The organism is Salinigranum sp., assembly GCF_041641895.1.
Lineage (GTDB): Archaea > Halobacteriota > Halobacteria > Halobacteriales > Haloferacaceae > Salinigranum.
In genome coordinates this window covers 1-21,242 of record NZ_JBEPXO010000069.1, presented here as the reverse complement: position 1 = coordinate 21,242, position 21,242 = coordinate 1, and the positions used below count along the sequence as shown (strand labels likewise).

The following is a 21,242-nucleotide window of genomic DNA, read 5'->3' as shown; positions in this document are numbered from 1 at the left end:
CGCCCGGCAACCACCAGTGCCGGTGACTCTCGGTTAGGAGTACAGGGTTATAGGGCTTCGCGCGCACGCGCGGGGAGTGGAAGTCCGTTCAGTTAGCGGACGAGAGACGCCACGATTTGAACCGGGCCCGGGCGACGTCGCGGGCGTCCGGACGAACAGCGGGCCGCCTGTCAGTCGCGTCGTTCGGCCGACCGACCGGCGTCGACGGCGCGGGCGACGAGGCCGGCCTGCGCGCCCGCGACGAATCCGGCGTCGACGTTGACGACGGAGAGGACGGTACAGGACTGGAGCATCCCCGCGAGCGCGGCCTCGCCGTCGCCACCGAACCCGTAGCCCGTCGAGACGGGAAGCCCGACGACAGGTGTGTCGACGAGGCCGGCGACGACCGTCGGGAGCGCGCCTTCGCGGCCGGCCGCGACGACGACGACGTCCGCCGCGCGGATAGGGTCGAGGACGTCGACGACCCGTCCGAGGTGAGCGACGCCCACGTCCTCGATCCACTCGACGGCCGCGCCCATCTCGCGGGCGACGACCCGCGCCTCGCCCGCGACGGGCGCGTCGGAGGTCCCGGCGGTGACCACGGCCACCGTCGCGTCGAGCGCGGGAGGGTCGTAGTCGGGAGCGTGGGCGACGAGCGTCCGCGCACGCTCGTCGTGGTCGACGTCGACGGAGTTGGGGAGGCCGCTCTGGACGACCCGTGCGGTCTCGTCGTCGACGCGAGTGACGACGGCGCGGCCGGTCGTCTCGACGCTCGTCGCGGCCAGGTCGGCCGTCTCGGTCGGCGTCTTCCCTTCGGCCAGAATCGCCTCGGGGACCCCCCGTCGCGTCTCGCGGGCGGCGTCGAACCGTCCCGCTTCCGTGGTCGCGTACCCGCGCAGTCGTGCCTCTGCAGCCTCGGGTGAGAGGTCACCCGCCGCGACCGCATCGAGGATGTCTCGCATACCGGACCGTCGAGGCTCGGTGGTCACATAGGTGTCGCTCCGGCACGCCGGCGCGGGAGGGACAGCACCCGCCGACGTGTTCGATAGATGATACTGTCCGGGTCGGTCGGGACCGACTACGGTCCGATATCGGGGCCGAACGAGGACTGACACCCCCGTTATCGGGCATAGTATATAAATCCACTCCTCCGAAAAGCCGAATTCGACCGATACACCGGCAGAGACAGTCGTTTGGGGAAATCTTATTAATAAGGGGCTGATACTGTACCTCGTATGGCAGACCTCATTGTCAAGGCAGCCGTCAAAGAAGCGCTCAGCGACAAGAACGTAGCCTCCGACTTCTACGATGCGCTGGACGCGGAAGTGAAGGAGCTGCTCGAGGACGCCGCTCGTCGAGCCGAGGAAAACGACCGGAAGACCGTCCAGCCCCGCGACCTGTAAGTCGCCGCCGACTCACCTTCTCGATATTTCTCCCCCCGCCACGGACAGGTGTACCCGTCCGTCACCGGCAGCGCGTGACGGCCGGCGAGCGACCGGTACGGAAGCCTCCGAGAGCGGCCCCCGACGACCGGCGACCGGCGAGTGGCGACTGGCAGCACGACCCGCGGGGACCTCACTCGCGTTCGTGGACGCGGACCCCGGACTCGGTCCCGACGTGTATCTCGTCCGCAGTGCCGACGAACAGTCCGTGTTCGACCACCCCCGGGAGGCCCGAGAGCGTCCGGGCGAGCGTCGCCGGCGCCGTGATGTCGCCGAAGTCACAGTCGAGGACGAGGTTCCCGTTGTCGGTCACGACCGGCCCGTCCTTGCGTTCGGCGCGTCGGAGCGACGGTTCGCCACCCTCGTCGCGGACAGCGTCCGCGACCAGGCCGTGTGCGACCGGCAGCACCTCCACCGGAACCGGGTGTGAGAGCACGTCGGCCCGCTTCGAGGGGTCGACGACGACGACGAACCGCTCGGCGGCGGTGTCGACGAGTTTCTCGCGAGCGTGGGCCGCCCCGCCACCCTTGACGAGTTCGAAGTCGGCGACCTGGTCGGCCCCGTCGATGGCGAGGTCGATGCGGTCGACGTCGTCCAGCGTACGGAGTGGAATCCCGGCCTCGCGGGCACGCTGCCGCGAGTCGAACGAAGTGGGCACACCGACGACGTCGAGGCCCTCCGCGACGCGTTCGCCGAGGCGTCGGATGGCGTGGGCGGCGGTGCTCCCCGTTCCGAGGCCGACTGTCGTCCCCGGTTCGACGAGGGCGGCGGCCGACTCGCCCGCCCGTCGTTTCGCCTCGTCGCTCCCGCCGGTCGTCTTCATACACCCCCGACCGCACCGGACGAGTAAAAAAAGCTCGCGACCCCACCCCGAGACTCATCACCCCGACGGGAGTAGCGGGCGTATGGTCCCCCTCTCGCTTCCCTCCCCGCTCGCGGTGACGACGCTCGGCGTCCGCTGGCTCCACGTCCTCGCGGCGACTGTCGCCGTCGGCGGCGGCGTCATGACGTGGCTCCGACTCCGGGTCGAACCGTCAGACGACGACGGGGACGACGTCGTCTGTCTCGCCCGCGCCTACGAGTGGCTCTTCTGGGCCGCCGTCGGAACGCTCGTGATGACCGGCGTCGGCAACCTCGGCTCGTTCGCGCCCACGCTCCCCGGCGGAACGTGGCGGACGACGCTCGACCTGAAACTCGCGCTCGTCGTCGTCGTCCTCGTCGGGTCCGTCGTGCGGACGCGGCTCCTGGTGCGGGCCGACCGCTCGACGGGCGAGGTCCCGGTTCGACTGCTCCGACGGGCGTACGGCGTCACGGCGCTCGGACTGGTCGCTCTGCTCACGCTCGCGGAGGTGCTGGCGCATGGCTGAGACGGCCCGGACGGGCGGTGAGAGGACGCGGCCGGGTGGCGACGGGCGGAACGGGCGTGACGGACGTGACGGGGACGACGCGCTCTCCGCGTGGGCGCTCGCGACGTTCCACGCCGCCGCCCTCCTGGTCGTCCCGCTCACACTCGCTCACGTCGTCGCCCCGGACGCGCTCGGTGACATCCTCGCCGGCCTCGACACGCTCGTCGGCCTCGCGCTCTTCCTCGTCCTCTGGGGGTCGACCTGGTGGACGAACCGTCGGTACCTCGCGGCGTGCGCGTTCGCGGACGCCAGCGGAACGCTCGGCGCGGGCGCGCGGTGGGGAGCGGTGACCGGCCTGCCGCTCCTCGGCTGTGTCGCCGTCGCGGCGTTCGTCGCGACGAACCCCACGTTCGCCGCACTCGTCCTCGTCGCCGGCAGCCTCCTCGCGCCGATCGTCGGTGCGGTGGTGGGTGTCGTCTTCGCCGCCCTCGACGTCGCGCTCGACCGAGTCGCCGCGGCGCTCGTGTCGTGAGCGGACCGCGGCGGGAACGGTTTTCTCCCTCGCACCCTACGACCGAGTATGACACACACTGTCGTGGTCGCCGGCGTCGGTCCAGGCCTCGGTGAGTCGCTCGCTCGACGGTTCGTCGAAGAAGGGTGTCGGGTCGCACTCCTCGCGCGAACCGCCTCGTACGTCGAGGGACTCGCCGACGACTTCGGCGACGGCGTCGTCGCCGTCCCGACGGACCTCACCGCCCCGGACGACGTCGCGGCGGCGTTCGAGACGGTTCGGACCGAACTAGGGCCCGTCGACGTTCTCGTCAACCACGCCAGCGGCGGGTCGTGGAAGGGTGTCCGGGAGGTGTCGCTCGACGAGTTCGAACACGCCTGGCAGGTCGGCGCTCGCGCGGGGTTGCAGTGCTCACAGGAGGCGCTCGACGACATGCTCGGCGAGGGGGGGACGGGCGGAACCATCATCTTCACCGGCGCGACCTCGTCGATTAGGGGACGAGGGGGTGCGGCCGCCTTCTCCAGCGCGAAGTTCGCCGTACGGGGGCTGGCGGAGTCGATGGCGCGGGAGGTCGGGCCGCAGGGGGTACACGTCGCCCACGTCGTCATCGACGGCAGCATCCTGCCGCCGGGACAGGAGGTCGAACAGCCGGAAGAGTATCTCGACCCCGACGCCATCGCCGACTCGTACTGGCACCTCGTCGAGCAGGACCGGAGCGCGTGGACGCTGGAGCTAGACCTCCGGCCACACGTCGAGGAGTTCTGAGAACGCGGGAGTGCCGGTAGAGGGAGTCGAGGTGTCGGCGCGCGGGGAGTCGGTGTGTCGTCTGGGAGTGAGTCGGTGGGTCGTCGGGGAACGAGTCGAGGTGTCGTCGAGGAACGAGTCGAGGTGTCGTCGGGGAGCACACGAGAGACGGAGGAGGGAGACGGCCGCCAGGGCGCTGAAGCCACGAGTCTCCCCCAACCGACTGCGGTGCTCGTGACCTCGCTTCGCTCGGGCACTGTGCGCCTCGTCCCTCGTGTGTGCTCGCGGACGGAGCCGCGAGCGTCACGCCACCGCGAGATCGTGAAACCGGTCGTCGTTTGGCGCGCCGACCGTCTCTCACAGCCGCTCTCTCACCGCGTCGGCGTCGTACGTGAGCGTGAGCGACCGCGACCGACCCCGCCCGTCGACCTCGGCGTACTCGGCGTCGATGAGGCCGAGCTGGTCGAGCTTGTTGACGATCTCGGAGTAGCGGGTGTACCCGAGGTCGGTCTCCTCGTGGAACGCCTCGTAGACGGTGCCGGCCTGCTCGCCGGAGTGGTCCGCGATGACGCGGACGAGCGCCCGTTCCGACTCGGAGAGACCACGGAGCGACCGCGAGAGGTGGACGTGCTTCGACTTGTCGTAGGCAGCCTCGATGTCCTCGCTCTCGATGCGCTTCGAGGCGCGCATCTCCGCGTGGAGGCCGGCACGGCGGAGGAGGTCGATTCCCACCCGGAGGTCGCCGCTCTCGGCGGTGAGTTCCGCGACCCGGTCCAGCCCCGTCGTGTCCAGGACGCCGTCGTGGAAGCCGCGCTTCGCGCGTGCGCCCAGGATGTCGACGATTTCGCTCTGGTCGTAGCGGGGGAAGAACACCTCCTCGGGGCGGAACACCGACTGGACGCGCCCGTCGAGTTCGTCGATGACGTCGAGCGAGAGGTCCGAGGAGACGACGATGACACCGATTCGGGCCCCGGCGTGCGTCTCGTGCGCCCGGAGGAGCGAGTAGAGCACGTCGGAGGCCTCGTTCTCGTAGAAGAGGTAGTTCACGTCGTCGAGCGCGACGACGAGCACCTCGTCGTCCTCGACGAGTCGGTCGGAAATCTGCGAGAAGAGCTTCTTGAACGAGATGCCGGAGGAGGGCGGTTCGTACTCGAAGAGGTCCTCGAAGACGCGGGAGAAGACGGCGTACCGCGTGGAGTTCATCTGGCAGTTGACGTGGACGGCGCGGACGCTCGACTGCCCGCGGAGTTCGCCGAACAGCTTCTGGACGGCGGTGGTCTTCCCGGTTCCGGGCGGCCCGCGGACGATGGTGTTCAGCGGACGCGACCCTCTGACCGCCGGCCGGAGCGCGTACTTGAGGCTCTCTAGCTGGCTCTCGCGGTGGTCGAACGTCTCCGGGACGTGGTCGATTTCGAAGACGTGTTCGTCGCGGAACACCGTCTCGTCCCACGACAGCATCCCCTCCTCGGGGTCGTCCCTCATCACTTTCACCTCGCTTCGGTGGCTACTTAACCGTTTGCCAGGCCGTGACAGTGGACGACGCGGCGGGACGTGCGGACGGCCGCTTGCGAAGCCTCCGAGGACGTATATCAACGTTTCGCCGGCCTGCGCGAAGGTGCGGTCCATCACCCACCCTGATACTGGCGGCACCAGTAGGGTGTGGTGACGATGGTTCCCAACGACGCTCCCTCCACCCGCGACACGACGCGCCGTGCCCTGCTCCGGCAGGGGGCCGGCGCGTGTGCGGCCGGCATCACGACGCTCGTTGCCGGGTGCACGTCGGCGGTCCCGCCGCTCGGTTCCGCACAGCGCTTCGGCCGCGTCGACGTTCCGCCCGCCGCGGAGCCGGCCTACAGACGATGGCTCCCCGCGCCGACCGCCGTCGGCCTCGACGACGCACACTACGCGTTCCTCCTCAGGCAACCGACCGAACTCGACTACCCGGCGCCGGTCCGGTTCACCACGCCGCGGAAGCGACTCCTCGCCGAACTCGACTGCTTCGGCGTCGCCTACGCGAACTACGACCGGCTGCTCAGGACGCCCTTCGGGACGGTGCTCGAAGCGGTCGACCCGGCGACTGCGGAGGCGACACTCACCGAGAGCGGCTACCGGCGGGGCGGGACGTACGAGGGCGGCGACGTGTTCGTCCGGTCGGACGTCCGGCGACGCGCGGTGGTGACCGACGGCGCGCTCGTCTGGGCGAGTCACCGCGTCCACGGCCGGCCGAACGTCGAGGCACTCGTCGACGCGCACGACGGACGACTCCCCCGCTACCACGAGGAAAGCGGGACGGTCAGGCGCGTCACCGACGCGGTCGGCGAGAGCCGGATGGTGGAGTACGTCCCCCCGAACGACGAACGGACGTGGGCGAGTTGCGAGGGGTTCCGCTTCGACGGCGCGGTGGCGTACCACGTGCGGACGTTCCGCTACCCCGAGGGTGAGACACCGCCTGAGGCAGAGCTTCGCCGCCGGAGCAAGACCGGGACGGTTCTCACGCGGGAGGTAGAGAACACCGACTTCCGGGTCGACGGCCGACTCGTCACCGTCGAAGGTCGAATCCCACCGGAAGCAGGAATCCAGCCGGCGGACGTCGACCCGCCGTACCCGCCGCAGGTCACGTGGGGGTACGCGCGCGACAGCGAGTCCGAGACCGTCCGGCTCCGGCACGAGGCCGGCGCGTCAGTTCCGACCGCCGCGCTCGCACTCCGGTTCGACGCGGACGTGGACGGCCGGTGGACGCGGCCGGCGGACCGGTCGCTCCCCACCGAACGCGAGCGACTCGGACCCGGCGACGCCGTGACCGTGGACGTACGCGACGTGCCGGCCGTCACGGTGTTCGACCCCGACGACGTCGACGACGCGGCCGACCCCGCCGAGGCGGGCGAGCGCCGACCGGCGACCAGGCTGGTCCTCGCGTTCGTCCCCGAATCGGCGTCGACAGCGAGCCGAGCCCTGTTCAGTGTCGAATTGGAGGGGAACCGATGACCGCCCGGGCCCACGTCGGAGTCGCCGGCCGACCGACCACGACGGAACGGGAGGTGTGGCTGCCGTCGGCGGACGATTTATTTCACCGTGCCATGAGCGATGAACCCGTGGCGGAAGAGCCGGAGCTCTCGACGCTCGTCGGCCTGTTCGACGACGACCACGTCCGGTCGATACTGGTCGCAACGAGCGCCGAGCCCCTGTCTGCGGCGGAACTCGCAGAGCGGTGTGACGTGTCGGTATCGGCCATCTACCGCCGGACGAACCGCCTCGTCGACGCCGACCTGCTCCGCGAGCGGACGCGCCCACGGAGCGACGGCCACCACGAGACGGTGTACGTGACGGCGCTCGAACGGTTCGAACTGTCGGTCCGGGACGGCGACCTGCACTGGACGGTCGAGCGAACCGAGACGGACGTCGCCGACGAACTGACGCGCCTGTGGGGGAAGTTCTGATGCTGATGCCGACGCTGACGCTGATGCTCGGGAACGAGTCGCTCGTCGGCCTGCTCGCGGGAGCGGCGTCGACGGGGTCGGCGCTCGTCGGCCTCTACATCGGCTACCAGGCGTACCGCGGCCTCCGCCGCAACGACGAACCGGCGATGCGGTACCTCTCGGCCGGGATGGTCCTCCTGTTCGGCGTCACCTACCTCCTGGCCATCGTCGGACAGGGGATGATCGCCTTCCACGTCGTCTCGCTGTCGTTCCAGGACGTGTTTCGGCTCGTTGTCCGGCTGCTCCAGCTCGCCGGGCTCTCGCTCATCACCTACTCGCTCCACGTGGCGTCGGGCGGACGGACCAGCGGCACCTGAGCCACCGGTTCAGAACTTCTCCAGCAGCCGCGCGTAGAAGCCCGTCTCGTCGTCGCCAGCGAGTTTCTCCACGATGAGTTCGGGCGTCGACCGGGCGAGGTGGTCTTTCACCGGCGAGCGGTTCACCACCAGGTCCCCGTCGACGAGGCCGACCGCCTCGATGCCGTCGACGGCGACGTCGAAGGTGGCGGCGTCGCGGATTTCGCTCGCCAGGTGGGAGACGAAGACGGCCGTCGCCCCCTGTTCGTCGAGGGCTTCGAGGATGCCGGCGATGATTTTCGCCGACGCGCCGGGTTCCGTGATGGATTCGAGTTCGTCGACGAGCACCAGCCGGTCCGACGCGCCGTCGACGACTCCGGCGAAGTCGCGAAGCGTCGACTCGAACGCGCCCGCGTCGAGCGTCCCCTGCGACTTCGCGTAGTAGTGCAGTTCGGAGAACCGGGAGAGGCGGACCGACTCGGCCGGGACGGGAAAGCCCATCTGTGCGAGGACGACGACGAGCGCGACGAGGTCGAGCGTCGACGTCTTTCCCCCGGAGTTCACCCCCGAGAGGAGCGTCACGCCCTCCACGCCGTAGTCGACGGGGTCGACCTCGTCGAAGGGGACGTCGAGCAGCGGCGACCGGCCACCCTCGATTCGAAAGCCCGACCCGCCGAACTCGGGCACCGTGCAGTCGAAGTCGCGGGCGAAGCGCGAGACGGCGAGTTCGACGTCGAGTTCGAGCGCGTCCCGCACCAGGGTCTCGACGGGGCCGCGGAGGTCCGACAGTTCGCCCGAGAGGTCGCGTTTCAACCGCTCCGCGCGCTGATCGCGGGCGGCCGTCAGTTCCGTTCGGAGCCGCGAGACGGCGTCGTCGCGCCGCTCGACGGGAAACGTCGGATCGCCGCCGAAGACGCGCCGGGCGAGTTCGACCTCGTTCTCGTCGAGCGCGAGGGCGTCGACGAGGTGGTCGCGGGCGGCGTCGACGGCCGCGTCGTACTCGTCGGCCAGTTCACGAGAGAGCAGCGAGTCGATGCGGGCACCCTGTTCGACGAGCGAGAGGAAGTCCGTCCCTTCGATGGTGACGTCGCGTTCGCGGATGGCGTCCCGGAGACGGTCGTTAGCGACCGACTTCGCCGTCGAGACGGACGCGTCGAGGTCGTCGACGGCACGGACGAGGCGGTCGAGTTCCGCGTCGCCGGCGGGGGTGCCGTCCTCGTCGAGGCGGTCCAGCGCCGCGCGAAGTCGGTCGAGGTCACAGGGTGGGGTCTCGTCGGCCGCCTCGTGGACGGCCGCGGCCGCGAGGACGGCATCGCGGTTCGCAGCGAAGACGGAGAGGATGCGTTCGGGGACGATTTCGTCGGGACACTCGAACGCGTCGGGACGGACGCGGACGTCGCCGGTGACGTCGACGCCGGCGAACGTCTCGTCGAGTGCGACGACCGTCGAGTACGACCGGGCGAGTTCCGCGAGGCCGCGGGCGTCGTCGACGACTTCGACGGAGAGTTCGGGGAACGCGTCGTTCGCCTCGGCGTACCGCTCGGCGTCCATCGTCGCGAGACAGCGTTCCCGGACGCGGACCGGTGCGGGCGAGTGCAGGGGTCGGACGTCGGAGAGCGCATCGAGGACGGCGTCGTCGGGCGTTCGCTCGACCGCCTCGGCGACGAAGGCGCGAACCTCGTCGATGCGGGACCGAGAGGACGTCGGGAAGAACGTCTCGACGCGCTTCGCGGCGTAGTCCGTCACGGTCCGACGTTTCAGAAGCGAGAGGACGTCGCAGTAGACGGCGTCGGCGTTGTCGGTCGCGAGAAAGCCGCCGTCGTCGCCGTGTTCGTGGCGAATCGCCGCGCGGGCGATGCGGGCGGCACGGCCCTCGGAGATACCCGGGGCCTCGGCGAGCGTGGCGACGTCGCCGGCGCGGAGCGCTCGCTCGGGGTCGTCGAGTTCGGCGAGCGCCGTCGCGGTCTTCTCGCCGATGCCCGAAATCGCCGTGAGGTCCATTCGCGTGGTGGTATCGCCCCGGCCGACAAAACCTTGCGGGTCGGCACGGGCGTGCGGGTGGGCCGTCGGCGACCGGTTCGACGGGGAGACGAGGAAGTCGCGTCGCTTTTGCCGCTCGGTCTGGTACGGGGGGGCATGACCACGGCCACGACGGAAGCGAAGGCCGACGCGGTGCGGGCCGCACTCGGAGAGCGAGAGGGCGTTCTCGTCGCCTTCTCGGGTGGTGTCGACTCCAGCGTGGTCGCCGCGCTCGCACACGACGCACTCGGCGACGACGCCGTGGCGTGTACGGCGAAGAGCGAGACCCTCCCCGACGCCGAACTGGACGAGGCACGGCGGGTCGCCGACGAGATCGGCATCCACCACGAGGTCGTGGAGTTCTCCGAACTCGACAACCCGGACTTCGTGAAGAACGACGGCGACCGCTGTTACCACTGCCGGACGATGCGCCTCGGGCGGATGTACGACGCCGCCCGGAATCTCGGCATCGACACCGTCTGCGACGGGACGAACGCCTCGGACCCCGGCGAGGGGCACCGACCGGGCCTCCGCGCCGTCGAGGAACTGGAGGTGTTCTCGCCGCTTCTGGCTCACGACGTCACCAAAGAGGAGGTGCGCGCCATCGCCGACAGCTACGGGCTGTCGGTCGCCGACAAGCCCGCGATGGCCTGTCTCTCCTCGCGCATCCCGACCGGAGTCGAGGTCACCGAGGAGCGACTCACCCGGGTCGAGCGCGCCGAGGCGCTCCTGCGAGACTGGGGCTTCTCGCAATTCCGCGTCCGCGACCACGACGGCCTCGCCCGCATCGAGGTCGGACACGACGAGTTGGAGCGAGCGCTCGATCCCGACTTCGCACGGGCGGCGAACGACCACCTCTCGGAACTCGGGTTCGACCACGTGACCCTCGATCTCGAAGGCTACCGGACGGGGAGCGTGAGTCCCGCCGACGAGGACGACGAGCCACTCGTCGAGGACGTGTTCGCACAGGAGTACCCCTCCGACTGACCGGCAGGGGACGCGGAGAGACCCCTACGCGACGGTCTCCGAGTCGACCGTCAGGTCCTCCGGGAGGTACCGGGTGTCGTTCTGGCGGACCACGCGTGGGTCCGAGGTGTGTATCTCGTTGAGCGCACAGTTGTCCTGGTCGATGTCGAGAACGGAGTCGACGACGTCGTAGTCCAGAATCGAGCCGAGCAGCAGTCGATTCGGCCCGCCGTGGGCGACGACGACGACCGTCTCGTCCGGTTCAAGGTCGGTCCGCAACCGCTCCCAGCGGTCGAGCACCCGCTCGCGCACCTCGACGAGCGCCTCACCGCTGTCGGGACGGACAGTCGCGGCGGAGGCGCCCGAGACGGAGAGGGCGTACTCCGGGTACGCCTCGAACACCTCGGTCGGCGAGAACCCCTGGAGACAGCCGAAGTCGCGCTCGCGCCAGGCAGCGTCAGTCGTCAGGTCGCACCCGACCTCACGTGCGACGTACCGCGCAGTCTCCGCCGCCCGCCTGAGGTCCGAGGAGACGAGTCTGTCGACGTCGACCGTCGACGCGAGGTGCGCACCGAGCGTAGCGGCCTGCTCGCGCCCCCGGTCCGTGAGCGACGTCGGTGCCCACCCCTGCACGCGCCCGCTCCGGTTCCACGTCGTCTCGCCGTGGCGAACGAGGAGTACCGTGGCCATGCGGCGGGCTACGACACGGAGTGCGATGAGCGTTTCCGTGCGACGACTCGGCGTGGCAGAGATGCCCACGACGGCAACTTCACGTCCCGAGACGACGACTGACGGGTATGGAACTCTCCACACACGTCGACATCGACGCCCCGCCCGAACGGGTGTGGGACGTGCTCACCGACTTCGAACACTACCACGAGTGGAACCCGTTCGCTCGCGTCGCGGGACGCCCGACGCGGAACGCCCGCCTCCACGTCGAACTCACCCCGCCCGGCGGTCGAGCGATGCGGTTCCGGCCGACAGTGACACACGTCGAAGCCGACCACGAACTGCGGTGGCTCGGCCACCTCTGGCGTCCGGGCGTCTTCGACGGCGAACACCGGTTCGTCCTCGAACCGCTCGACGACGGGACTCGCACCGCCGTAACGCACGCCGAGGTGTTCACCGGTGCGCTCGTGCCACTCGTCTGGCGACTCGTCGGACCGGGGACCGAACGTGGGTTCGAGGCGATGAACGCGGCGCTGAAACGCCGCGTCGAGGACGGTGTCGAGCGCGCAGAGGAGACTGAGGCAGGGGTGCCGACGACGCGCGGCGGGAGTCACCGGACGGCCTGAACGGGCCGAGCAGCCGAACGGCCGAACGACGACGGCGACGGCGACCGATGGCGAACAGGCGGCACACGCTCGAACACGGGACGACGTGCCGCACACTCGCGTCCCACCCCGTGGTGACGGTCAGCGCACACACGGCGGTGGCCGCGGGTTCGTACGTGAACCTTCGCCCGACGAGAGACGTCGCGTCCGACGGGAAGCGCCGCCGGGACCTGCGAGCGACAGTGTGAGCTGTCGACGTCAGTCGACCCACCGCAGGAGCAACAGCGTCCCCTCGAACAGCGTGATCATCGTCGCGGCGATGATGATGGGCGCCATCCCGGTCGGGTCCGGCGAGACCAGGAACGAGAGTCCGAGGAACCCGCCCCAGAAGAGCAGGCGCTTCTCGGTGAGCCACTGCCGCGTGACGAGGTCCATCATGATGGCGAGCATGATGAAGAGCGGAATCTGGAAGACGAGCGCCATGTAGCCCATCAGCACGAGGATGAGTCCGAACGTCTCCTTGAGACCGAACGCGATGACGGCGGTGCCGATGGTGTAGGAGGTGAAGTACGCGAAGATGGCGGGGAGGACGACGAAGTGGGCGAACGCGACGCCGACGAACGCGAGGATGAGGCTCGTCGGGACGGCCGCGAGGTAGTACTTCCGCTCTCTGGGGTAGAGCCCGGGGCGCATGAACCGATACGTCTGGTAGACGAACACGGGGAGGCCGACGACGAACCCGGCGAGGCCGGCGACCTTCAGTTCGGTGAGGATGAGTTCGAGCGGGCCGTACAGCCGCGGCCGGCGCGACTCGATGGTGGTCGCACCGGGGATGTGCGTGTTCCAGAGGAAGTTGACCAGGTCGTCGGCGATGGGGAAGACGACGACGCCGACGACGCCCGCGATGAGGAAGACGACGCCGAGTCGGCGGACCATCTCCTCGATGTGGTCCGCGAGGGGCATCTCGACGTCGGACTCGGGACCGTCGAAGAAGTCGCCGTCGTCGTCCGCTATCGCGGGGTCGTAGGCGGGAGCGTCCTCGACGACTTCCGAACTCGTCGCCGGGGCGTCCCGGGCATCCGCAGGTGCCTCGCCCGCGGACTCGGGTTCGGCCACGGGACTCGTCGCGGGAGCCTCGGTGGGCGCCGCACTCGCGGTTGCGTCGTCGCTCTGCACGTTCGTCTCGACGCCGTCGTCCGTCCGTGGCTCGTCGAATTCGAAGCCGTCGTCGGTGTCGTCGGCCGAACCCTCGCTGTCGCCAGTCGCGTCCGTGTCACCGGTGGCGTCCCCGGAGGACGCCGTCGAAACGTCGGCGGACGCGGCAGTGGCGTCGGAGTCGTCGGACGCGTCCCCCTCCTCGTCTCCGTCTCCGGGTCCGGCGATGCGGTCCGGGTCGTCCCCCACGAGATTCGACGGCGGGGGGGTCGGATTCGGGATGCCGTCGGCGTCCCGGTCGGCGGCGGCGTACGTGGTCCAGTCGACGTCGTCCGGCCCGCTCGCCGCCCCGTCCGTCTCGGCGGACGCCGCGTCGGATTCGTCGGGAGCGACGTCGTCGCCGTCGGTGTCCGTCGGGGCGGTGTCGTCAGCGGCGTCGGAATCGGGAGCAGAATCGGAGCCACTGTCGACGTCGGGTTCGACATCGGGCGTTGCGTCGGAGCCACCGTCGGCAGAGTCCGGGCGCTCTCCGCTGTCGACGTCCGACGGGCGTTCGGCCCCGACCACCGCGTCGGTGTCGACCGAGTCCTCCGAGTCTTCGGGTCGAGACCCGTGCGGCTCCGAATCGTCACCCATTGGTTCGGAGTAGGCCACCCGGCGGTTATAGGCCTTTTTCCATCGTCCCGCGAGCGAGGCCGCGCCGAGATGAAAAAGGTTGATAACGGCCAACTCACTCTCATCACGTATGTCTAGCGCGCTCGACGAGGATACTCGCCAGACCATCGCACAGGGACGGGAGACGGCGGGTGCGATGCTGCGCGCGGCGCAGAAAGACCTCCAGAAGGTGTTCATCGTCTTCCTCGTCGGCTTCCTCGGGACGTTCTACGCGCTTCGGCTGTACGTCTGGGACTTCTTCAAGGGCATCACCGAGGCGAAGATGAACTCCCTCACGGCCGAGAGCGTCGAGATTATCGCCCAGACGCCGTTCGACGTCATTCTGCTCCAGGCGAAAATCGGGCTGGTCGTCGGCGTCCTCTTCGCGGTTCCACCGTTCATCTACTTCTCCCGGGACGCGTTGCGGGCGCGGGACCTCTGGCCGTCGTCGCCGATTCCGGTGTGGAAGCTCGTCGTCCTCGTCGCCACGATGGTCGTGCTGTTCGTCCTCGGAGTCGCGTACGGCTACCTGGTGTTCTTCCCGTTCACGTTCGCGTTCCTCGCGAACAACGCCATCTCGGCCGGCTTCGCCCCGACGTACTCCATCGTCAAGTGGGCACAGTTCATCTTCCTCTTGACCGTCTCGTTCGGCCTCGCGACCCAGCTACCGCTGGTGATGACGGGGCTGTCGTACACCGAAATCGTTCCCTACGAGACGTTCCGCGACAAGTGGCGCCACGCCATCGCCGGCATCTTTCTCGCGGGGGCGCTGTTCACCCCGCCGGACCCCTTCACGCAAGTGTTGTGGGCGATGCCCGTCATCACCCTGTACGGGTTCTCGCTGTACCTCGCGCGGGTCGTCACGACTGCCCGCCGTGGCTCGGACCGCCTCGACGTCAAACGGACGCTCACGACGCGGTGGAACCTCCTCGCGGGCGTCGCCGTCCTCGGAGGGGCCGCCGCCTACGGCTTCTTCACTTACGGCGGCGTCGCCGCCGCGAACGACCTCCTCGCCGCCGCCGGCTCCGACTACCGGACAGTCGTCCCCGAGGAGACGCTGCTGTACGCGTACGTCGCCGCCACGGGCCTGCTCGCACTCGTCCTCGCCGCGATGTACTTCGTCTACACCGACATCGTCGCGCTCGCCGGGAGCGCCACGCCCGGGACGGTCGGCGACCCGAGCGACATCGACGTCGCAGAACTCGACGCGATGGGCGTCCGCGCCGCACCCCCCGAGGCGTTCGCCGACATGGAAGAGTCGGAGGCGCTCCGGCTGTCGAGTCAGGCGATGGAGGCGGGCGACAAGGACAAGGCACGGGCCATCCTCGACCGGTTCGACGCCGCCGAAGAGGAGCGGAACGCCGAGGAGCAGGCGGAGGACGTCGACCCCGTCGACGACGTGACCGACCGCACCGAGCGGGCGACGGGGACGTTCCTCTCGGAACTGACCGAGGGGGAGAAGGACGAGGACGACGTCGGCGGCTACTACGACGAAATCGCGTTCGTCCTCGACTCCATCACCTCGAAGTCGTTCCGCATCGCCGCCGTCTTCGGCGTCACGCTCGCTGGGGTGTTCGGCTGGCTCTACACCGGTGGCATGGGCGCCGTCTTCGAGCAGTTCCTCTCGCAGCTGCCGCCGGAGGTGACGCCCGACCAGAACATCACCGTCGTCGCCCTCCACCCGATGGAGGCGCTCATCTTCGAGGTGAAGTTCTCGACGCTCATCGCCGTGCTGGTGACGCTCCCCGTCGTCGCGTACTACGCGTGGCCCGCACTGCGCGAGCGGAACGTCGTTCGGCACCGCCGCCGGGCCGTCTTCGGCTGGGCCGGCGCGCTCACTGTCGGCCTCCTGGGCGGGTTCGCGCTCGGCTACAGCTACGTCGCGCCGACCATCATCTCGTTCCTCGTCGCCGATGCCGTCCAGTCGAACATGATCATCGCCTACCGCATCACCAACTTCTTCTGGCTCATCTTCTTCACCACCGCCGGCATCGGCATCCTCGTGGACATCCCGGTGCTGATGGTGCTTCTGAACACCGCCGGGGTCAGCTACCGGACGATGCGCGAACGGTGGCGCGAGGTGACGGTCGGCATCCTCGCCTTCGCGGCGCTCTTCACCCCCGCGGACGTCATCACGATGTTCCTCGTCACCGTGCCCCTGATGGTGGCGTACGGCGCGGGGCTCGGAGTCCTGTACGTCATCACGCTCGGCGGGCGGCGGAACCTCGCGAAGCCGCGGACGGCAGACGTGTAGCGTCGCCGTGTGCAGTGGACGCGCGCAGCCACCGTGGTCGCCGCGGTCGGTGCGGCAGGCACACCCACGGCCGCAGTCGGACGGTGGACGATAGACGATGGACGATGGACGACCGGATGGCTCGTGTCCGCAGTCGCACGGACGGGCTATCGGATGCGGACCCCTGGCCCGGGTCCGTCCTCGCGCGTGAAAGCGTAAGCGTAAGTGTTCCTGTGAGAATCCCACGGTATGGCCAAGATAAGCGTCGAAGTCCCCGACGAGTTGCTCGCCGACCTGGACGAACACGTCGGCGACGACAAGAAGTTCGTCAACCGCTCTGACGCCATCCGGGCGTCGATTCGGAAGACACTCGACCTCCTCGACGAAATCGACAAGCGTCACGGTCGTATCGAGGATGAGTAGGCGCGAGACCGCTCGCACGGCGCTCGTCGCGCTGTTCGTCACGGCACTCGTCACCGCCCAGTTGACGGCCTCGAAGGTGCTCGCCGTTCCGCTACCCGTCTCGCTCGGCCCCACCGGGTCGACGGTGTTCCTCCCGGGGGCGGCGCTCGCGTACGCGCTCACCTTCTTCGCGTCCGACTGCTACGCGGAGCTGTACGGGAAACGGGCCGCGCAGGTGCTCGTCAACGTCGCGTTCGCGATGAACTTCGTCCTCCTGGCGCTCGTGTGGAGTACCATCCTCGCACCCGCCGCGCCGACGAGCGTCGACCCCGCGCAGTTCGCGACGGTGCTCGGCGCGAGCACCAACATCGTCGCCGGGAGCCTGCTCGCGTACGTCGTCAGCCAGAACTGGGACGTCGTCGTCTTCGACGCGCTCCGGGAACGCACCGACGGGAGCTACCTGTGGCTCCGCAACGTCGGCTCGACGGCGACGTCTCAGGCCATCGACACGGTGCTCTTCGTCTCTGTCGCGTTCTTCGTCGCCCCGACACTCCTCGGGACGGGGCAGGTGCTCCCGGTCCCGGTGCTCGTCTCGCTCGCCGTCGGACAGTACCTCCTGAAACTGCTCATCGCCGTCGTCGACACGCCCTTCGTCTACGCCGTGGTGCGGTTCGTGCGCGACGGCACCGACCGGGCGGCGGCGAATCCCTGGGCCGGTGAGTGAGCCGTCGAGCCGTCGAATCGACCGACTCCGGCGTCCTGTCGCCCCGCGGCCGACCGAACTGCCGGGCTAGTTTATCACCCGTGCTACCGTAGCCCACGTATGTCCGACCGCCGCAGAATCCGTCTCTCCGAGGACGACGCGATGGAGCGGGGAGTACGATGCCCGAACTGCGGGAGTTACACGTCGTTCACCGACATCGTCGCGACCGGCCGGTGTCGGGGCGCGTGGCGAGGCGACTGTGCGACCCGGCTGGGACTCGACCTCATCGTCGAGCGGCCGTCGCAGGGACGGCGCGGCGACGAGGCCTAGTCCAGCCGTTCGGCGAAGCCGAACCGCGGTTTCACGTCCGTCACCCTGACGCGGAGCGTCTCGCCCACGTCGGCGCCGGGGACGAACAGCGTGAACCCCTCGACCTTGGCGATACCGTCGCCCTCGCTTCCCACGTCCTCGACGGCCACCTCGAGTTCGTCGCCGGCACGGACGGGCGCCGTGATGCGGTGCTTACCGACGAGGTACTGTTCGGAGGAGGCGTCGCGGGAGGCGTCGGGACGAATCGACCGGACGTACTGGAACTCCGCGTCCATCTCCTCGCGGAGGTCGGCGACGTCGGGACCGTCGAACACCTTCACCGCGAAGTCGCCACCGGTGGCGAGGACCTCGAGGGCCGTCTCGAACGCCTGCCGCGCCAGGTAGACCGACCGGGCGTGGTCCAGCGAGTACTCGCCGGTCATGTTCGGGGCCATGTCGGAGACGACGACGTCCGCCCCCTCCTCGCCGACGAGTTCCGTGATGCGCGCGCGGGTCTCCTCGTCGGTCATGTCGCCGCGAATCGTCTCGACGACGTCGTCCTCGCGGTCGAGCGGCCTGATGCGCTGGAGGTCGACACCGACGACGCGGCCCTCGGGACCGACCGCCTCGGCGGCGACCTGGAGCCACCCGCCCGGAGCGGCGCCCAGGTCGACGACGGTGTTTCCGGGGCCGAACAGCCCCGCGTCCTCGTCTAGCTGTTTGAGCTTGTACGCCGAGCGGGCGCGGTAGCCCTCCTGCTTGGCGCGGTTGTAGTACTCGTCCTTGCCCGTCATACGTGCCTCACCGAACTCTCCGGCAGATCCCGCGTGGGGCCGACCGGCGAATCTGCGTTCATACTACGGACGACGCCGTCGACCCGGAAAGGCACATCGGATGCGAGGGACGGCCGCTTGCGACGGCCGGGGCGCACCGGGTGGAGGCTCAGCGGAGGCGTCGGCGCCTCACATCAGCTGCTCGTCAGTGTCTCAGTTCTGATATGACGGTTGGAAGACAAGGTGGGGGGAGGGGGAAGACCCGGTGGTCGCGTCACCCGGGGAGGTGGGTGAAGTCGAAACCATCCGGAGACGTCCTGCATGTACAGGACAGCGACAGTTCGGACTGCTATCACTTCAAATTATTTTTATTAATCGAGACTGTCAACCGTTCGAGAACGAACCGGCCGCGTACCACGTGGGGCAGCGCGCCGCACCGCACGGCCGTCGACGACCCGCGCGAGAGACGCCAAATCAGGAGTATTTTTAAGACCGCTATCCTACCTGCGGGTACATGTTCAACGCCATCGTGAGCGCCGCGACGCTCCGCGACGCGCTCGACTCAGTGAGCGTCCTCGTCGAGGAGTGCAAGATTCGGTTGAACGAAGACGACCTCTCGATTACGGCCGTGGACCCTGCGAACGTCGGGATGGTCGACCTCACCCTGGAGGCGGCCGCGTTCGAGTCGTACGAGGCCGACGGAGGGGTCATCGGCGTCAACCTCAACCGACTCGAGGAGATTGCGAAGATGGCGAACGCCGACGACCTCGTGCATCTCGAACTCAACGAGGAGACGCGCAAACTCCACATTCAGATCGACACGGCCGACTCACAGCTGTCGTACACGCTGGCGCTCATCGACCCCGACTCGATTCGGAAGGAACCGGACATCCCCGACCTCGACCTCCCCGCCAGCATCGTCCTCGAGGGCGCACAACTCGACCGGGGAATCAAGGCCGCCGACATGGTCTCGGACCACATCTCGCTGCGCGTCGACGAAGAGGAAGAGACGTTCCACGTCGAGGCGGAGGGTGACACCGACGACGTCGACCTCACGCTCACGAAGGCCGACCTCATCTCGCTCTCGGCCGGTCCGGCGAACTCGCTGTTCTCGCTCGACTACCTCAAGGACATGAACAAGGCCATCCCGAAAGACGCCGAGGTGACGGTCGAACTCGGCGAGGAGTTCCCGGTCAAACTCCACTACTCCATCGCAGAGGGACAGGGACAGGTCACGTACATGCTCGCGCCGCGCATCCAGAGCAACTGAGCGACGGCGGACGACACTGACCCGACCGTCCACCCGGGACCCCACGGACGACCCGCGGACCCGGGTGCGGTGGCGTCGCCGACGGGACGACTCCCGTCCGAACCGACGAGCGGCCACGCGGGCGTCGAACCGTACTTTCATACTCGACGGCCGAGTACGTCTCTCAGAATGACAGAACCGGGTCCGACCGAGACGGACGAGCGACTCGTCGCGGCTGTCGGCCAGTACGCCCTCGGCGAGTTGACGCTCGGGCAGGCGGCGGAGCGGGCGAACTGTTCGCGGTTCGAGCTATGCGAGAGGCTCCGCGCGTCGAGCGTCGAACTCCGGCTCGGAAGCGCGGACGACGAGACGGCACGGCGTGAACTCGACGTCGTCCGCGCGGTCAGATGACCGACGCCGAGTCGGGGTTCGACCGGCTCTACCTCGACGCGACGGTACTCGCACACCTCGCGGTCGCCGACGTCGTCGACGTCGTCCCCGAGACGGTCGAGAACCCCCGCACCTCCTACGCGGTCCGCGCCGAACTCGACGCAGGCGTCGACGCGGGATTCGACAGCCTCACGCGAGCGCTCGACGGCCTCTCCGACCCGCTCGACACGTCGTCGGCTGGCGGTATCACCGTAGCAGGGTCACTCGTCCGACAACGGAAGCCCGAGTTCTTCGACCGTCTCGCCACGGGGGAGGCGTCGGTGCTGTATCAGGCGTGGGCCGCCGGCGTGCCACTCGCGACGGACGACCGGGACGTCCGCGCCGTCGCTTCGAGCTACGGCGTCCATACCACGGGGACGGTCGGCCTGGTCGCTCGCGCCGTCGAACGGGACGCACTCTCGCTCGAGGCGGCCGACGCGGCGCTCACGACGTGGCGGGACCGGGACGTCTCGGTTCCCGTCGACTCCATCCGCGAACTCGTCGACGGCACGGAACAGAGCTGAACTTCAGAGCCGGAACCGGACTGTCGTCCCCTGGTCGCCCGTCTCGAACTCGGGGTCTGCACCGAGCCAGTAGCTCCCCCACTCGATGATCCACAGACCCAGACCGCTCCCGTGTTCGAGCGACGTCTCCCCGGCGTCGGCGAGGACGTCGAGTTCGTACGCGGGGATGCCGGGTCCGTCGTCCGCGACTTCGACGACGACGTCGTCCACGGCGTCGTCACCGTCGCCGCCGTCGGTGGTCGTCGTTCGGGCTGTCACCGAGACCCGGGGGACAGGACTGTCGTTGTGTTCGACGGCGTTGTCCACGACGGCGGCGAGAACGGTCCGGAGGACCTCTTCGTTGGTCTCGACGGTGAGTTCGAGGGGAACGTCCACGTCTACGTTCGCGGTGGGGACGTCGTCGACGACATCCGCGACGACGGTAGCAAGGGAAACCGACGACGTGGTGCCGGCGTCGTCGAGCGCCTCCTCGAACGCGCGGGCCTTCTCGCTGAGGGCGACGAGCGCCTTCGAACGGTCGTGAACCGTCCGGGCGTGGGCCGCTTCGGGTTCGGGGAGCGACTCCGCGAGGTCACTGGCGCGGCCCACGACGACGTTCATCTCGTTCCGGAGGTTGTGTCTCAGGACGCGGTTGAAGACCTCGAGGCGCTGGCGGCGGGCCTCGCGTTCGGTGATGTCGTTGAGTGCGATAGTTCGGCCGACCGTGGTGCCGTGTGAGTGGTCGATGTCGGAGGGAACCGCCTCGAGCGTGCGACGGC

General features: G+C 69.0%; 24 protein-coding genes. 16 read left to right on the top strand and 8 right to left on the bottom strand.

Annotated features, from left to right (window positions below; translation table 11 throughout):
• Window positions 1-170: 170 nt before the first annotated feature.
• The gene (gene larB / locus ACESK5_RS14285) at window positions 171-941 is read right to left on the bottom strand and encodes a nickel pincer cofactor biosynthesis protein LarB (RefSeq protein ID WP_372912254.1); all 771 of its coding nucleotides are present in this window, start codon (window positions 939-941) and stop codon (window positions 171-173) included.
• Window positions 942-1,214: 273 nt separating this feature from the next.
• On the opposite strand from larB, the gene ACESK5_RS14280 reads away from it, so the two are divergent.
• Window positions 1,215-1,382, top strand: coding sequence for a DUF1931 family protein (locus tag ACESK5_RS14280; RefSeq protein WP_103427114.1), 168 nt, complete (start codon window positions 1,215-1,217; stop codon window positions 1,380-1,382).
• Between the two features lie 172 nt (window positions 1,383-1,554).
• Here the strand turns inward: ACESK5_RS14280 and rpiA are convergent, their stop codons facing one another.
• On the bottom strand, window positions 1,555-2,244 hold the full coding sequence (rpiA, locus tag ACESK5_RS14275) for a ribose-5-phosphate isomerase RpiA (protein WP_372912253.1): 690 nt from the start codon (window positions 2,242-2,244) through the stop codon (window positions 1,555-1,557).
• A gap of 82 nt (window positions 2,245-2,326) precedes the next feature.
• Between rpiA and ACESK5_RS14270 the strand changes: the two genes are divergently transcribed.
• Genes ACESK5_RS14270 through ACESK5_RS14260 form a run of 3 tightly spaced genes read left to right on the top strand, consistent with a single transcriptional unit; the run spans window position 2,327 to window position 4,043 of the window.
• Window positions 2,327-2,788: a hypothetical protein gene (locus tag ACESK5_RS14270; protein WP_372912252.1), complete on the top strand. Its 462-nt coding sequence runs from the start codon at window positions 2,327-2,329 to the stop codon at window positions 2,786-2,788.
• Window positions 2,781-3,299, top strand: coding sequence for a hypothetical protein (locus tag ACESK5_RS14265; RefSeq protein ID WP_372912251.1), 519 nt, complete (start codon window positions 2,781-2,783; stop codon window positions 3,297-3,299). Before ACESK5_RS14270 ends, ACESK5_RS14265 begins: the two co-directional genes overlap by 8 nt.
• Before the next feature lie 48 nt (window positions 3,300-3,347).
• The gene (locus ACESK5_RS14260; protein ID WP_372912250.1) at window positions 3,348-4,043 is read left to right on the top strand and encodes an SDR family NAD(P)-dependent oxidoreductase; all 696 of its coding nucleotides are present in this window, start codon (window positions 3,348-3,350) and stop codon (window positions 4,041-4,043) included.
• A 336-nt stretch (window positions 4,044-4,379) separates the two neighbouring features.
• Here the strand turns inward: ACESK5_RS14260 and ACESK5_RS14255 are convergent, their stop codons facing one another.
• Entirely contained in the window at window positions 4,380-5,504 is a 1,125-nt protein-coding gene (locus tag ACESK5_RS14255; RefSeq protein WP_372912249.1) for an ORC1-type DNA replication protein, read from the bottom strand.
• A gap of 186 nt (window positions 5,505-5,690) precedes the next feature.
• Between ACESK5_RS14255 and ACESK5_RS14250 the strand changes: the two genes are divergently transcribed.
• The 3 genes from ACESK5_RS14250 to ACESK5_RS14240 all read left to right on the top strand — a co-directional run bounded on the left by ACESK5_RS14250 (window position 5,691) and on the right by ACESK5_RS14240 (window position 7,815).
• Window positions 5,691-7,007, top strand: coding sequence for a hypothetical protein (locus tag ACESK5_RS14250; RefSeq protein ID WP_372912248.1), 1,317 nt, complete (start codon window positions 5,691-5,693; stop codon window positions 7,005-7,007).
• Window positions 7,008-7,099: 92 nt separating this feature from the next.
• Window positions 7,100-7,459, top strand: coding sequence for a helix-turn-helix domain-containing protein (locus tag ACESK5_RS14245; protein WP_372912247.1), 360 nt, complete (start codon window positions 7,100-7,102; stop codon window positions 7,457-7,459).
• The gene (locus tag ACESK5_RS14240; RefSeq protein WP_372912246.1) at window positions 7,459-7,815 is read left to right on the top strand and encodes a hypothetical protein; all 357 of its coding nucleotides are present in this window, start codon (window positions 7,459-7,461) and stop codon (window positions 7,813-7,815) included. Before ACESK5_RS14245 ends, ACESK5_RS14240 begins: the two co-directional genes overlap by 1 nt.
• Before the next feature lie 9 nt (window positions 7,816-7,824).
• On the opposite strand, the gene ACESK5_RS14235 is transcribed toward ACESK5_RS14240, so the two are convergent.
• Window positions 7,825-9,795: a helix-hairpin-helix domain-containing protein gene (locus ACESK5_RS14235; protein ID WP_372912245.1), complete on the bottom strand. Its 1,971-nt coding sequence runs from the start codon at window positions 9,793-9,795 to the stop codon at window positions 7,825-7,827.
• Window positions 9,796-9,930: 135 nt separating this feature from the next.
• On the opposite strand from ACESK5_RS14235, the gene larE reads away from it, so the two are divergent.
• On the top strand, window positions 9,931-10,800 hold the full coding sequence (larE, locus tag ACESK5_RS14230) for an ATP-dependent sacrificial sulfur transferase LarE (RefSeq protein WP_372912244.1): 870 nt from the start codon (window positions 9,931-9,933) through the stop codon (window positions 10,798-10,800).
• 24 nt (window positions 10,801-10,824) lie between these two features.
• Here the strand turns inward: larE and ACESK5_RS14225 are convergent, their stop codons facing one another.
• Complete coding sequence (locus tag ACESK5_RS14225; protein WP_372912243.1) at window positions 10,825-11,469, bottom strand: histidine phosphatase family protein; 645 nt, start codon at window positions 11,467-11,469, stop codon at window positions 10,825-10,827.
• A gap of 107 nt (window positions 11,470-11,576) precedes the next feature.
• Here ACESK5_RS14225 and ACESK5_RS14220 point away from each other — a divergent pair, with 107 nt between their 5' ends.
• Window positions 11,577-12,074: an SRPBCC family protein gene (locus tag ACESK5_RS14220; RefSeq protein ID WP_372912242.1), complete on the top strand. Its 498-nt coding sequence runs from the start codon at window positions 11,577-11,579 to the stop codon at window positions 12,072-12,074.
• A 237-nt stretch (window positions 12,075-12,311) separates the two neighbouring features.
• Here the strand turns inward: ACESK5_RS14220 and ACESK5_RS14215 are convergent, their stop codons facing one another.
• Window positions 12,312-13,844 carry a twin-arginine translocase subunit TatC gene (locus ACESK5_RS14215; protein ID WP_372912241.1) on the bottom strand — a complete coding sequence of 511 codons (1,533 nt, stop codon included), beginning with the start codon at window positions 13,842-13,844 and terminating at the stop codon, window positions 12,312-12,314.
• Between the two features lie 109 nt (window positions 13,845-13,953).
• Here ACESK5_RS14215 and ACESK5_RS14210 point away from each other — a divergent pair, with 109 nt between their 5' ends.
• From ACESK5_RS14210 to ACESK5_RS14195, 4 genes are all read left to right on the top strand, one after another.
• Window positions 13,954-16,116: a twin-arginine translocase subunit TatC gene (locus ACESK5_RS14210; RefSeq protein WP_372912240.1), complete on the top strand. Its 2,163-nt coding sequence runs from the start codon at window positions 13,954-13,956 to the stop codon at window positions 16,114-16,116.
• A gap of 228 nt (window positions 16,117-16,344) precedes the next feature.
• Entirely contained in the window at window positions 16,345-16,518 is a 174-nt protein-coding gene (locus ACESK5_RS14205; RefSeq protein WP_103427214.1) for a ribbon-helix-helix domain-containing protein, read from the top strand.
• Window positions 16,511-17,221 carry a queuosine precursor transporter gene (locus ACESK5_RS14200; protein WP_372912239.1) on the top strand — a complete coding sequence of 237 codons (711 nt, stop codon included), beginning with the start codon at window positions 16,511-16,513 and terminating at the stop codon, window positions 17,219-17,221. Before ACESK5_RS14205 ends, ACESK5_RS14200 begins: the two co-directional genes overlap by 8 nt.
• A 99-nt stretch (window positions 17,222-17,320) precedes the next feature.
• Complete coding sequence (locus ACESK5_RS14195) at window positions 17,321-17,530, top strand: hypothetical protein (protein ID WP_372912238.1); 210 nt, start codon at window positions 17,321-17,323, stop codon at window positions 17,528-17,530.
• Here the strand turns inward: ACESK5_RS14195 and ACESK5_RS14190 are convergent.
• Complete coding sequence (locus ACESK5_RS14190; protein ID WP_372912237.1) at window positions 17,527-18,303, bottom strand: 23S rRNA (uridine(2552)-2'-O)-methyltransferase; 777 nt, start codon at window positions 18,301-18,303, stop codon at window positions 17,527-17,529. The two genes, ACESK5_RS14195 and ACESK5_RS14190, sit on opposite strands and share 4 nt — an antisense overlap.
• A 493-nt stretch (window positions 18,304-18,796) precedes the next feature.
• Here ACESK5_RS14190 and pcn point away from each other — a divergent pair, with 493 nt between their 5' ends.
• From pcn to ACESK5_RS14175, 3 genes are all read left to right on the top strand, one after another.
• Window positions 18,797-19,552: a proliferating cell nuclear antigen (pcna) gene (gene pcn / locus ACESK5_RS14185; protein ID WP_372912236.1), complete on the top strand. Its 756-nt coding sequence runs from the start codon at window positions 18,797-18,799 to the stop codon at window positions 19,550-19,552.
• 168 nt (window positions 19,553-19,720) lie between these two features.
• Complete coding sequence (locus ACESK5_RS14180) at window positions 19,721-19,942, top strand: UPF0175 family protein (RefSeq protein ID WP_372912235.1); 222 nt, start codon at window positions 19,721-19,723, stop codon at window positions 19,940-19,942.
• Window positions 19,939-20,484, top strand: coding sequence for a hypothetical protein (locus tag ACESK5_RS14175; RefSeq protein WP_372912234.1), 546 nt, complete (start codon window positions 19,939-19,941; stop codon window positions 20,482-20,484). Before ACESK5_RS14180 ends, ACESK5_RS14175 begins: the two co-directional genes overlap by 4 nt.
• Window positions 20,485-20,487: 3 nt before the next feature.
• Here the strand turns inward: ACESK5_RS14175 and ACESK5_RS14170 are convergent.
• The coding region (locus tag ACESK5_RS14170) for an ATP-binding protein (RefSeq protein ID WP_372912233.1) at window positions 20,488-21,242 on the bottom strand (755 nt) is incomplete at its 5' end.